9 protein-coding genes are annotated in these 14,439 nt (G+C 42.1%); all 9 read right to left on the bottom strand.

All coding sequences use genetic code 11. The features are described from left to right. Window positions 1-67: 67 nt before the first annotated feature. On the bottom strand, window positions 68-1,951 hold the full coding sequence (locus ACQV1I_RS06510; protein ID WP_116333147.1) for a beta-glucoside-specific PTS transporter subunit IIABC: 1,884 nt from the start codon (window positions 1,949-1,951) through the stop codon (window positions 68-70). Window positions 1,952-2,296: 345 nt separating this feature from the next. Next, complete coding sequence (licT, locus tag ACQV1I_RS06505) at window positions 2,297-3,130, bottom strand: BglG family transcription antiterminator LicT (RefSeq protein ID WP_018672819.1); 834 nt, start codon at window positions 3,128-3,130, stop codon at window positions 2,297-2,299. A 160-nt stretch (window positions 3,131-3,290) separates the two neighbouring features. Then, window positions 3,291-5,051 carry an FTR1 family iron permease gene (locus ACQV1I_RS06500; protein ID WP_116333146.1) on the bottom strand — a complete coding sequence of 587 codons (1,761 nt, stop codon included), beginning with the start codon at window positions 5,049-5,051 and terminating at the stop codon, window positions 3,291-3,293. 34 nt (window positions 5,052-5,085) lie between these two features. After that, entirely contained in the window at window positions 5,086-6,402 is a 1,317-nt protein-coding gene (efeB, locus tag ACQV1I_RS06495; protein ID WP_116333145.1) for an iron uptake transporter deferrochelatase/peroxidase subunit, read from the bottom strand. A 6-nt stretch (window positions 6,403-6,408) separates the two neighbouring features. Then, window positions 6,409-7,275, bottom strand: coding sequence for an iron uptake system protein EfeO (gene efeO, locus ACQV1I_RS06490; protein ID WP_116333144.1), 867 nt, complete (start codon window positions 7,273-7,275; stop codon window positions 6,409-6,411). A 143-nt stretch (window positions 7,276-7,418) separates the two neighbouring features. Next, window positions 7,419-7,799, bottom strand: coding sequence for a hypothetical protein (locus ACQV1I_RS06485; protein ID WP_104030610.1), 381 nt, complete (start codon window positions 7,797-7,799; stop codon window positions 7,419-7,421). Window positions 7,800-7,917: 118 nt separating this feature from the next. Further along, window positions 7,918-11,715, bottom strand: a complete 3,798-nt coding sequence (locus tag ACQV1I_RS06480; protein ID WP_116333143.1) for a S8 family serine peptidase — start codon at window positions 11,713-11,715, stop codon at window positions 7,918-7,920. Between the two features lie 200 nt (window positions 11,716-11,915). Continuing rightward, window positions 11,916-12,665 (bottom strand): succinate dehydrogenase iron-sulfur subunit, encoded by a 750-nt coding sequence (gene sdhB / locus ACQV1I_RS06475; RefSeq protein ID WP_018672825.1) that lies wholly within the window; start codon window positions 12,663-12,665, stop codon window positions 11,916-11,918. A gap of 2 nt (window positions 12,666-12,667) precedes the next feature. After that, entirely contained in the window at window positions 12,668-14,431 is a 1,764-nt protein-coding gene (sdhA, locus tag ACQV1I_RS06470; RefSeq protein WP_094701256.1) for a succinate dehydrogenase flavoprotein subunit, read from the bottom strand. Window positions 14,432-14,439: the final 8 nt, after the last annotated feature.

The following is a 14,439-nucleotide window of genomic DNA, read 5'->3' as shown; positions in this document are numbered from 1 at the left end:
TAAGTAGAATTGCATCTATGCAAAATTTCGTTATAAACACAGGTTGTAGATCATCATGTGATACCCCTTATACACGCAGGGTAAGCAACAGCTCTGTCTCTTTCATTTCAGCTTGAGTCGAAGGCTGTATCTCTGGATATTGATCTGTATTCGTGATGATCACAGGAGTTATTGTCTCAAAGCCTGCCTGTCTAATCTCATGAAGATCGAATTCGATGAGCAACTCACCTACCTTGACCTGCTGACCTGTCTGTACATGGGTTGTAAAGTGTTTACCCTCCAATTTAACGGTATCAATTCCAATATGAATCAATACCTCTGCTCCCTCATCACTGATTAATCCTATGGCATGCTTCGTATTAAAAATCGAGACAACAGTCCCATTCACTGGCGAGACAACACGTCCCTCCGCGGGTTCAATTGCTATTCCTTTTCCCATAATCTCTCTGGAAAAGGTAGGATCGCTTACTTCTTGTAATGGATGAACAGCTCCAGCTAATGGACTGTAAATCTGTTCACTTTTTACAAGCGTATGTCCTATTTCCACTACTTTCTCTATCTCTATCATTTCTTCTGTCTCTCTCGGTTCTTCCTTAGCTTCGTTGCTTGGAATATCAACAAACCCCAGAAGATATGTCATAACTGCTCCGACAACAAAGGCAATGATCATACCAATAATCGCATACCAGAACGTTTCGCCAATGAGGATAGGCACTCCAGGCAATCCTGCATTTCCTCCTACAATATACGCTTTCGTATTAAACAAGCTGATAAAGGCTCCACTGACTGCTCCACCGATTAACGCCGCGATGAATGGTTTTTTTAGTCTCATGTTGACCCCATACATCGCTGGCTCTGTAATACCCATCGTTGCTGTTATACTTGTAGACATGGCAATTGACTTAAATTCCTTGTTTCTTGATTTCAAGAATACCCCAAAGGCTGCTCCCGCTTGTGCTAAGTTAGCTACGAACATAATCGGAAGAATGTAATCGTAGCCAAGCTGAGCGACGGTACCAATCATAATCGGTATAAGCGCATAGTGCATGCCAGTAATAATAATGAGGGACATCGTTCCACCAAGTAGCACACCTGCAAACAATCCTGCATGATCAAACAACGCGGTAATCCCTGAGGCAAGTCCATTTCCGATAATAGTTCCAACTGGTCCAATGGCAATGAGCATAAGCGGTACCACAATGAGCAAGGTAATCATGGGTACTAAAATCAGCTTCATTGATTTATGAACTGCTTTATCTACTGCTTTTTCCACATAAGATGCCAGCCAGATCGTAATGACGATTGGAATAACCGACGAAGCATAGGTAACGGCTGTTACCGGCATCCCAAGAAAGCTTGTATTTTGACCTGTTCCTAACAAGGCTGTCAGTTGAGGATGAAGGACAGCAGCCGCGACAGCAACAGCAACGAAAGGATTATTCCCAAATTTATTTGCCGCACTAAATGCTAAGATAAGCGGTAGGAAGTAGAAAGCACCGTCTCCAATCGCATTTAGTATCAGATAGGTACTATCGTCTGGCGACATCCAGCCAAAGGTTGCCGCTAGAGACAAAAGACCTTTAATCATCCCAGCACCAGCTATGGCTGGTAGAATCGGTGTAAATACCCCGGCAATTACATCAAAAATAGCACTTATCGGGTTTTGCTTCTTTTTCGGAGCCTTATCATGTCCTTGTTTCGTAGTTACATCGGTACTCTTCATGATCTCTTTATAAACCTGCGCCACATCGTTTCCAATAATGACCTGAAATTGACCTCCACTCTTCATGGTACCCATGACACCTTTTGTCTTTTCCAGCATCTCTTTATTAGCAAGCTGATCGTCATGCAAGTTAAAGCGTAATCTCGTCATACAGTGGGTGACATGTGCAATATTTTCTTTTCCTCCAACAAGCGCTACAATTTCTTTTGCTACTTTTTCCTGATCCATAGAAAAACACATCCTTTTCCTAACATGACTGAGATAAAGGCAATGCACTTGTTCAAATGGGCCCAATTGATCAAAAGATTCGCATCATCTCATAAAAAAAACCCAAACATCTACCCATGTATCGACAACAGAGTCGCACATGAATAAACATTTAGGTTTTGCCTGCTTACCAGTAACAATCCTAGTAGTATGAAATTAAAAAAAACCTAAATCGCTGTCCACATAAATGGACAACCATTTAGGTTTTGCCTGCTTAACCAGTAACAATCCTAATCAATAAGAACTTGTCTTATGAAGTTACTTATAAAATATCATGCTCTTTTATAAATGTCAACGCTTTCATTCTTACTTTTTATTTACCACTCGATGAATGTGGATTGTTAAGTAAAGCACTTCCTCATTCGTCAACTCATGCTTATATTCCTTAGAAATGTATCGCTTGATCTTCTTCGTACACTCATAAGCTTCCTTATACTTGCTCTTAACCATCTCATATAAGAAATCATCGCTACTCTCCATGTGAGCTTCCTTGCACAGGCGTTGAGCAAAAAACTTTAAATGTGTGATAAACCGATAATAATGCAACGATTCCTCGTCCACTTCGATATTGAAATGATATTTAACGATATTTAAAATCTCCTGCATCACCTTCGTAATGGTAACAATCGTTGGCATTTCTTCATTTAGTTCAGCATTTACAATGTGTAAAGCAATAAACCCGGCCTCATCATCAGGCAATGTAACTCCCAATTTCTGATTGATCTGTTTGATTGCCTTTTGTCCAACTGAAAATTCATCTTGATACAACCTTTTGATCTCCCAAAGCAATGCATTTTTAATATCTAATCCGTCCCTGTTTCGCTGAATAGCAAAATAAATATGATCAGTAAGGGAAACGTAAATGCTTTCATTTAACTTTTTGCCCAAGCTCATTTTTGCATAAGTAATGATTTCCTCTGAGATTTCCATATACTCCATCGGAATTTCATAAAGCAACGTTTTAAACTTCTCGGAGATATCTTTATTTTCTAATGTGAAAATTTTCTCGATCTTTTCTTCTTCAACTGTATCACCTGGTCGCTTCTGAAAGGCAATCCCTCTGCCCATTATAACCAGTTCTTTCTTTTGATCGTTGTATACGCTGATCACATTGTTGTTAATAACCTTGGCTATTTTCATGCTGATGATCCTCCCTTAGGCTGAAACAAATGCTTATCAGAATCGCTCCTAATCTTTTTTTGATCGTACCTTTCTTTTCAAACGAGGTCAATGGAAAATGAATAGTGAGAAAAAAGCCCGATCACCATACTGATCGGACTCTTTCTTTATCTTATTGCACTTATGCAGGAATCACGGGTTTTTTAGCTCGTTTGTGGGTCCAAATAAACACCCCAAGCACAATTATCAATAAAATGCCTTGTGACATCACTGTTTCCATGGTTGGAAATAACCCAATTCCTTCCCACAACGGCACCTGACTTATTGGATGGACAGGCAAGGATTTGGTGATTTGTAATGCATGTACACTGACTCCAACAATCTTGAAAGCTAGCGCATAGATAACAACTGTGGCCGTCGTAAAGAATAATCGAATCGGCAGTTTTACACTGTAACGAATAAGTACAAACCCAACAACCACTAAGATAGCTAGCGCTAGGGCAATTCCCGCTAGCAATTCTTTCATCGTAATGGATGGAGCCAACCCGATATAGAAAATAACTGTTTCGGCGCCTTCACGGAAGATCGCTAGAAAACTAACGGTTGCCATGGCCCATAGTCCGCCCTTAGCAACTGCTGATTCTACCTGACCTTTAAGATAGACATTCCAATTTTGAATGTTGGATTTATTGTGTAACCAGTTCCCTACCAGCACCATCATTACAACAGCCGCAATTCCGAAAACTCCTTCTAAATATTCACGGCTAGCACCTGCTGTCGCTTGTGAAAAGAATAGCTGGATACCAACAGCCAACAAACCACTACATATAATTCCGACAATCACACCTGCCCAAATCCATTTTTGTTGATGGGCGTGGTTGGTTTTTTTCAGAAAGGAGAGTAAGGCTGCTACGATTATTAAAGCCTCAAATCCTTCACGTAATAAAATCACCGCAGCATCCCACATATGATAAGAGCCACTTGACACATATGGAGCCAGATCAATCTGTAGCTGAGCCAATCGATCAGTTGCCTGTGAAGTCTTAGGAACCTTAGAGCTAAGTTCACTGATAGCTAGTGGAATTTCATTCTCTACTTTTGCATATAAGCTAGGTGCCCTCGTCATAATCTCACCTTCGACTAGTGGCCAAATCGTTAAAAATTGATTTAGGGTATCAATAGCAGTAGCATTATCATTGGCCCCTATAGCAGAGATTGAGGTCGAAAGCAAATCTAACAAGCTCTGAACGGAGTATGTCCCTTCTGCTGGGGCTTCTCCACTTGTTTTCCCGTCTAAAAATGCTTGAATAGACTGGTGAAGTCCATCCATTTTTTCAGCTACCTTTTTCAAATCTAATGGTTCGGCATTTAACGCAATGCGTACAAAAGCCATTTGTTTCTCAATATCACCGTATGCCATGATGCTTTTATTGCGGACAATTAATTCTGCTCTCGTCCAATTTCTATCCAAGGATTGATAGGCCTTAAGCATCTCTGGTTGGCTTTGTTGGTTGACATCCTTTTGCCATTTTTCCAGTTGGGCAAGGACATCCTTAAGCTTCTGTTGATTCTCCTGTTTGGGAGGAGCTATCGTTTCTTCGTAAGTTCTCAGGGCTTTGGACAGTTGTTGCAGACTAGCATAAATGGCCTTATCGTCCTTTGTTTCTTTTTGTAACTCTGCCTGTACGTGTGCTATTGCATTGTCAACCTCTTTGGCTTGAGGAATAGCGGTTCTCTCTTTCGTCCATTCCCCTGCAAACGTGGTGATCGTCGCTTCTACATGAGGCCAATCCTGCTCTTTTGTCTTCAAGAAGGCATCAGACATCGTAACAAAAAGGCGGTCTGTCGCTTCTGTAGCCCAAGCTGGCATACTTACAGCCATCAAAAAAGTAGCCATCATTAACATGGCTATCATACGCTGTTTACTCTTTAAAAACCACATGGGGCTCACAACTCCTACTCCTTATAGATCTACGTTACCGGAACAAGCCCTCACCTATATAGCTTCCCTTTTTTACCCCAGGGAAGCAAGCAAACAAACCACTTCCGCGATGAACAATATATTCGTTTAATTTATCATTTTTCGCCAAACGATGCTGCATAGGGATAAATTGTTTAATCGGGTCTCTCTGGTAGCATACAAACAATAGACCAGCGTTGAGAGTTCCCGTTTTTCCATCCATACCATCTGCATAGGAATATGATCTGCGTAAAATCTTGATGGAACCATCTCCATGCGCAATTCGTGCATGGGAAACGTCTGGTAATTTCTCAGGCTGTAGTGGTTCAAACTCGTCTGTTCCTCCTAAAGGAGCACCACTAGCTCGATGTCGACCAAATGTCAGTTCTTGATCACTCAAATTGGTTCGATCCCAAACTTCCAGACGCATCTGAATGCGGCGATAAACCATATAGGAACCGCCTACCATCCAATCTGGTCCGTCATTAGGCTGTACCCAAACATGTTGATTAAGCTGTGCTGGGTCTTTCACATTAGGATTGCCTGTGCCATCTTTAAAACCAAACAGATTACGCACCGTTTCACCCTTTAAATCAGCCTGCTTGGTACGTTGGAAACCCGCTTGGTTCCAACGCATGGTAGCGACGCCTCTCGCTCGTCTTATGAGATTGCGCAACGCATGAAACGCCACCTGTTGATCATCTGCACATACCTGTACAACAATATCTCCCCCCATCCATTCCGGCTGAAGAGCATCCTGTGCGAAATGTGGTAGTTCGATTAAAGCTTGCGGACGTTTCGCTTTAATCCCAAAACGATCTATACCGTCCTTCACAAAAAACTGGGCGCTTACGCCAAACGTAATGGTAAGCTGGGAAGCAGCAAGTCCTTCTGCTTCCCCCGTATCCACCGGAGGGAGATACTGACTTGTCTTCGTATCCTCCACTGGCAGACCTTGTGTCATGTTTTCTGTAGCTTTTGTCCAATCTTTAAAAAGGGCTATTACATCAGAGCGTTTGGTTGTAACTAAGTCAAAGGCTGCTACATATACAAAGTTTTGAACCTCTGTAGTAATGCCTGCCTGATATTCCCCGTAAAAGGGGACAATATCATCTTTCATACTACCTGATTTGTTTTTTGTCTTGGCCGAGTCACCTTGCAAATGGTTAGCTGCAGCAATGACACCGCCCACTCCACTTGCTCCAACTAAAAGTCCAAGTCCTCCAACCCCTACCATTTTAAGCATGTCTCGGCGAGAAAGCTTCGTCTCATTCTGATCAGAAGTTGTGTTCTGTTGTTGCTCGTGGTGTTTTTTCTCACGTTCTTCTTTCATAAATGCCTATCCCTCCAGCACAACACCAATTTTAGACAGTGGCTCGGCTAGTGCATCAATCGCTTGGCTAAGTTTTTTGACTTGATCTGGTTTTAGTTCGGTATAAGAAGCATACTCTTCACCTTGTTTGAAAGGTGCTAATAGTCCAAATACATCATCAAATCGCTTTTTGATCTCATCTGATACTTTCTGATCCTTTGTTACCAAGGCTGGTTGAAGTAGCTCATAAATTTTTTGCGCTCCTTCTACATTGGCAACAAAGTCATACAAGTCGGTGTGAGAGTAGCGCTCCTCTTCACCTGTTACCTTGGAGGATGATACCTCGTTTAACAAATCAACCGCACCTGTCACTAAAAGCTCTGGTGTTACTTCTACTGTTTCCACTTTGGCACGCAATAACTTCACATCATTAAGCAACTGATCAGCCACTTTTTCATAGCCTTTTGTCGTTTTGTCTACCCATAATCCTTGCTCTATCTTATGGAAGCCGCCCCATTCTTCTTTTGGTACGTCACCGTCACGAGCGTCAATTTTAGGGTCCAAGTCTCCCAAGGATTCTGCAATTGGTTCAATGCGCTCGTAGTACATGCGAGACGGAGCGTATAATTTCTTCGCTGTTTCCAAATCTCCTGTTTTTACAGCAGTAACGAATTTTTCAGTAGAAACCACAAATTGATCGATTTGATCAATAGAATATGTTCGATATGCTTCAGTTACACTTTTTAAAGCATCCTTTTTTTCTTCTATCTTTTGTGTAGCATCTGTTTGGGCAACCGGCTTATCTGCCTGTGTTGGCTGGGATTGTTGCGTGCATCCAAGAAGTGATGCGCTAACTAAAAATATCGTTGATAGAGCAAAAATAGACTTTTTCATGAAGAACTCCCCTTAATTGTTAGAAATAGAAATAAGTTCGTACCACATTATAATACGAATGATAATCATTATCAATAGATTTTTTACTTCCATTTTCAAAGTCCCGTAGCAGCGATTACGCCCGAGTAATAACAGGTATCTTCTTAGAATGACATGATGAAATAAGGAAAGGAAGGGAATAAGCTTCTAATAGACTCATGCTCCTGTGTTGCATAAATTGCTACTGTTTTTCGCAAATCAAGAATTGGAACCGCTATTTCATGTTTACTTAATTGCCATACAGGAGTAGGTAACGAGCGGAAGGAAAAGACGACATTCCCAAAGCGACGACACTCTCGTAAGCAAGTGTCTTGTGAATACTCCTTACTCTCTTCTAACAAATGAATGGGTTCAAGACCAAACTGCTCAATCAAATGCATCCTGTCAGCTAAGTCCTTGCCATGTTTATAGGGAGCTGTCCGTCTTGGCGACAGGATTGGATAATGTTCAATGACATATTTCTCATGAATGCCATGATAAAACAAAAGCCTCACCTCTTTGTTATGAAAGAAAGAGCGACCATGATTTTGATGGTCACTCTTTTTTAATGGTATAAAAAGCATCCATTTATTCTTGCAGATTAGGCTTTATGCGTTGTGATTGTCATTTACTTCCCGTCACAATAGCCTGAGCCTTTGTCTCACGCCCTAAAAGATCGTGTGCCACTACCGTGATCGTCACTCTTCCTTCTTTTATCCGTGGGATTTCTAACAGAAAATCTCCTTGATCGCTTACATCACCATATAGGCGCTGATCACCATAGTAAAAGGATAGTTCTGTATTAGATTGCTTAACGACCCGCCCTCTCACCTGAAGGGTAGAGCCTGCTGTATCGTTATAGCTAGGTTTCGCGAAGCCCACAGAAAGAGGCTTAGCAGGAAGAGCCTTGTACGTAATACGTTTTTGATCCTGCATCACAACCACTGATCCTATCGTTGCGTCCGCATAGCATATAACAGCTTGGGTTGTCAGATTCTTCGCTTCGTCCATTGCCTCAACCAAAATTTTATTCTCACCATGCTTGAGAGCTATCTGATGCGAAAAGTATTTCTGAACAGGCTTCTCAATTTGATCCTCTTCCCAGCTTGCAATAATTTCACCATTAATTTTTATTCTTCCTTTGTAATTCATATCACGATACATCCAGCGAAGAGGGACCACGATCTTTTTGCTGGTAGCGTCAAACATAATATCCTCGTTACCATCGTTAACAAATTGCAAGACAGGTGGTGTTTTATCCACGATGATACGTTGCGTAAATTCACGGGTGTTACCAAACGCGTCTGTCACTTTATAGGGCACATATTGTATCCCCTCTGGCAAGTCTAGTACAGTCTGAAATCGACCGTCTTGTTCCACTTTCACAGATTGTTCTTTGATGGTCAGCTTAACCCGATTCATCATATCTTCACCCGTTACCGTACCACGAATAGCCACATGATTTTGATTGCTAACCATGATTTGTTGAAAGATCTGATCAGGAAACTCGATGCCCGGTGGTGTCATATCACTTTGTCCATTGATATGAGTATAGGAAGTGTTACCAGCGTAATCATAGGCAACCAGCGTCATTTTTTTGTGTGGCTGACTAACCACTGCTTGCGTAATAGTCGGTGCATAGGGTCCCCCTGTTTTTTTCCCGTCTACATACAGCAGATAACCCTGAATATCCTTATCTTTCGTCTGCCACTGGAGCTTATTTTTATTTAGCTGTGCCGTGATTTGTGGCGCTTGGCGATCCACACGAACAGGTAGCGTAAGCGTCTGCCATTTTGCGTGAATCCCATCATTTTTGGCACGGATGACAAATCGATATGCTCCATCAGGCGCCGGTATATAGGCCCCTTTATCTGAGGAATAAATCATTCCGTCCCAAGCCCACTCTTCTTTCTCTGTAAAGAAAAAGGAATCACCTTTTTTAGACTGGTCAAATTTATTTACTTTAGCATCTTTGACAAGAGATCGAATAACTTTACCTGTTGTATCTGTAACATTAATAGAAAGCTCGCGCGCATTACGTAAGAATGTAATGGATGGTGCTGCTTTGTCGTAATGACCATCTCCATTGGGTGAAAAAGCAATATGGTCTGAGTTGATTAAAACATGGCCATTCTCATCTACACCATTTACACCTAACGCATCTCGAAAACGCCATTTGTCGCTTTCTTTATCGTGATACCATGTTGTTTTTACACTGGTCAGCTTTTCCTGACTCTCAGCGCTCCACATGGGGGCATCCATGATTCTAGGTTCATTCCACTCTCCATAAAAACCATAGTAAGGAACTCGTAGAGCAGGTACATGAGCTTGTTTGGGTGTAAATAGCAAGTATCCTTCTACAAACATTTGTTTAGGAGCGGTCTTTGGCACAGTTATGGTCACCTGAACTTCTTGTTTTTGACCTGGAGCTACTGTGACGCTTGGAGTTTGGAATTTAACCTTGGCTCCAGGCAATCGAGTTCCCTTCATGCTAAAGTAGCCATTCTCTATCTGGTCGGTTAACACACCGAATTCATCGCTTAGTGTATACGTAATTGGCTCTTTGCCGAATTTGTTAGAAAGTCTGAGGCTAAACGTTCGTTTCTCACCGATTTGACCTAGGGATACACCTGCTTTTCCCTCTTTATTAGTAATAACGACAGGAGTTTTCGCTGCTTTAACCACTTGCATGATTCCTGCCCCCTGCACACGAGGCGAATAAGGAGTAGGTGGGAGCTTTTCGTCTTTTGTCTTAGATGAAATAAGACGACGTGGATCAAGTACGGGCTGAGCTGTGTTCATGGCTACTGCTTTTAGGGTTTCAACCAGCTCCCGTCCTTCTAAACCATATCCTTGCTTTTTATAATACTGCTTTAGTAAGGCCATCGCTCCTGCAACGTGCGGGGTTGCCATTGATGTACCACTTTTCACTCCATATCCGTCATGCGAAACAGTAGATAAAATTCCACCACCAGGTGCGGATATCTCCGGTTTAAATTGTAAATCTGGTGTAGGTCCCCAAGAGGTAAAGGACGAGATCGTTCCACCTTCTGGATATGGCAATTCATTTTGTGCAAATTGGCCATCAAAGGTAATTTTTACCTTTTTGCCTTTTTTTAATTTTGTTGCCATAACCTCGCCCATTGATTTTAAAATAGAAGCACTTGGTATATTTTTACTCTCACTGCCACTCATCAAAAAAGGGCCTGCTTGATTGTTATAAATAAGAGCTCCAGCTGCACCGGCTTCCTTTGCTAGACGTAGCTTTTCATCAAATGTTATGTCACCGCGCTCAATTAAAACTACTTTATTTTTGACACTAACATTGTAATCCTCTTTCTTCCCTTTCCCGACATATGCCATTTCATGTGGCTGTGATAAATACTGTTCGGGTTGTAGTGCACTACCGCTTACTGGAATTCCTGTCAAATAGACCACTCTCGGTAGCTGATCTACTCCTTCAAGTGCAAAACTATTGCCAGCAAAAGTAGTGGCGTTAACGGATGCAACGCTAAACGCATCTGGAGCCAATCCTGGTGTCCCGATCATTGCGTAATCCGGATTGGTTCGTTTCACTTTATCACTACCAAAATAAGAATCATTGCCAGCTGCTGCGACAACGATAACACCACTATCGACAGCATTTCTGACTGCATACTGTTCCGTATTGGTCTCATCTACATATCCAGCAGAAGACCCCAGACTAAGATTGATTACATCCGCCTTTTTGGCAATAGAATCTGTCATCGCAAATAAGATGGATTCACTAAGACCAGAAATACTACCTTGATAATTGCTAAAAACCTTTTCGCTAAGCAGTTGAGCTTCGGGTGCAACCCCTTTTACTTTGCCATTTCCAGCTACAATTCCGGCTACATGAACACCATGCTGAGATTCCCCTACGTCTTGAGTTATTTGATTGCGATCGGCCCAATTGTATCCGGTAATGACCTTTTGTGTTGTTCCAGCCTTTTGTTGTGCTGCATTTTTATCATGAGGTGCTGGAAAATCCGGGTGTTTATGATTAATACCTGTATCCACAATGGAAATCAGCATCCCTTCCCCTTTTACCCCTAACTCCTGCCAAGCTTTATCTGCCTCTATCATAGACAAAGTAGATTTTCCAGCTTTAGACACCGATTCCCCTTTAATCACATGCTTTAAAGCATTCCATTCGTTTGCTTGGTTCTGAAACATGCTAAAAAGATTGCCCGGGGAATGACCGACTGTTTTTTTGGGGAAAGAAGCCTTGGTTGCCTCCTGAATATCTTTTTGAATTTGCTCACGTGAAATAATTTGCTGCGTGTTATCAATCGTCTTGTGGTTATGTAAAACGGTATCTGCTCCAACGTAACTGACCGGATAATATAGCAACGGTACAACTGCACCCGCACAAAACACTTTGATCATTTGTTTCTTCATACGCAGCCCCCTCCTGGTGAAAATTCTTCATGTAGTATCTTCATCAGTTTGCCAAAGGAAGCTTATGGGTATACACCACTACCAATACAAGGGGGGAGAAAGCATACTACCAATTTTTGCAAAAAAGAAAAAAAGCCCTCTCACGTGGAGAAGGCTTTTTTGAAGTGACGTCGTATAAAATGTAAGTAGTTATCTTGTTCTTACGAGAAGAAGAAGGATTTAATGGCATGCTTCGTTGTTTCTTTGTTCATATGAGCAATTGAAGTAGTCAGTGGAATGCCTTTCGGGCAAGACTGTACGCAGTTTTGTGAGTTACCGCAGTAGCTAATTCCACCCTCGTCCATCAAGGACTCTAAACGTTCATGCTTGTTCATTTTTCCTGTTGGATGCTCATTAAATAAACGTACCTGGGAAATGGCAAACGCCCCAATAAATGGTGATTTATCATTTACATTCGGGCATGCTTCTAAACACACACCGCAAGTCATACATTTAGATAATTCGTATGCCCATTGGCGATCTACTTCCGCCATTCTTGGTCCCGGTCCTAAATCATGAGTTCCGTCGATAGGAATCCAGGCTTTAACCCGTTTTAAAGCATCGAACATACGACTGCGATCTACAGTTAAGTCACGCTGTACAGAGAACGTTTTCATTGGCTCAATACGCACTGGTTGTTCCAATTTATCAATCAGAGCAGAACAGGCCTGGCGTGGTTTTCCGTTAATTACCATTGAGCAAGCACCGCATACCTCTTCTAGACAGTTGGATTCCCAAATGACAGGTTTTGTCTTCTGTCCTTGAGAGTTAACTGGGTTGCGTTGAATCTCCATTAACGCTGAAATAACGTTCATATTTGGACGATATGGAATTTTAAACTCTTCCTTATAAGGCGTGGAATCAGGTGTGTCTTGTCGGGTAACGATCAGATGGATTAAACGATCAGCCATGATCATTTCCCTCCTTTTTTATCACTGGTATAGTCACGCTTACGTGGTTTGATTAAAGAGACGTCAATATCTTCATAATAGATTTCTGGCGCAGTTGTTTCTGGGTTATACTTCGCCATTGTCGTTTTCATGAAGTGTTCGTCATCACGCTCAGGGAAATCAGGCTTGTAGTGTGCACCGCGACTTTCATCACGTTTCAAGGCACTGATTGTAATAGCACGCCCTAGAACAAGCATGTTCCACAAATGACGTGTAAACTGTGCTCCAGAGTTACTCCATTGTTGGGTATCTTGAATGTTGATGTTTTTGTAGCGCTCTATGAGCTCCAAAATCTTATCATCTGTTTTTTGCAATCGATCGTTGTAGCGAACCACTGTTACGTTATCAGTCATCCACTCGCCCAACTCTTTATGGATCACGTACGCATTTTCTGTACCATCCATTTTTAAGATGTTGTCATATTTCTCTTGTTCCTGCTTCGCATAGCTGTCAAACAAGCCACTTGGAAGATCATCTGAAAGCTTATCCAATGAGTTGATATAATTGATTGCATTTGGCCCAGCAACCATCCCGCCATAAATAGCAGATAACAGAGAGTTCGCACCCAAACGGTTCCCACCATGTTGAGAATAATCGCACTCACCTGCAGCAAATAGGCCTGGGATATTCGTCATTTGGTTGTAATCCACCCACATACCACCCATGGAATAGTGAACAGCTGGGAATATGCGCATTGGTACTTTACGTGGATCTTCACCAACGAATTTTTCATAAATTTCAATGATACCGCCCAGTTTTACATCCAATTCTTTTGGATCCTTATGGGACAGGTCTAAATACACCATGTTTTCGCCATTGATGCCCAATTTCATATCTACACAGACATGGAAAATTTCGCGAGTCGCAATATCACGCGGTACGAGGTTTCCGTACGCAGGATATTTTTCTTCTAGGAAGTACCATGGTTTACCGTCTTTATACGTCCAAATACGTCCGCCTTCACCACGAGCTGATTCAGACATGAGGCGTAGTTTGTCATCACCAGGAATAGCTGTTGGATGAATTTGGATGAATTCGCCGTTTGCATAAATGACACCTTGTTGATACAACGCAGATGCTGCTGTACCAGTGTTAATGATAGAGTTAGTAGATTTACCAAAGATAATACCAGGTCCACCAGTCGCCATGATAACTGCATCCGCATGGAAGGCTTTAATTTCACCTGAACGCATGCTTTGTGCAGTTATCCCACGACAGACACCAGCATCATCAAGAACAGCTCCCAAAAAATCCCAGTACTCATATTTTTTCACAAGTCCTTCTGCCTCATAACGGCGTACTTGCTCATCTAATGCATATAATAATTGTTGGCCTGTTGTGGCTCCAGCAAATGCAGTACGGTGATGCTTCGTTCCCCCAAAGCGACGGAAGTCTAGCAGACCTTCTGGAGTACGGTTGAACATAACTCCCATACGGTCTAGCATATAAATGATACCAGGTGCAGCATCACACATTGCTTTTACTGGTGGTTGGTTTGCTAGGAAGTCACCGCCATAAATCGTGTCATCAAAGTGTTCCCAAGTAGAGTCGCCTTCCCCTTTGGTATTAACAGCTCCGTTAATACCACCCTGCGCACAGACAGAGTGAGAGCGCTTAACCGGAACTAGGGAAAAAAGTTCTACGGCTACCCCTTTTTCTGCTGCTTTAATTGTCGCCATAAGTCCAGCCAAGCCACCGCCGACAATAATTAATTTACCCTTCGCCATGTTTTATT

Origin of the sequence: Brevibacillus sp. JB24b (genome assembly GCF_051713385.1) — a bacterium.
GTDB lineage: Bacteria > Bacillota > Bacilli > Brevibacillales > Brevibacillaceae > Brevibacillus_B > Brevibacillus_B laterosporus.
The sequence above is the reverse complement of the archived record's forward strand: the minus strand, read 5'-3'. Positions and strand labels throughout refer to the sequence as shown.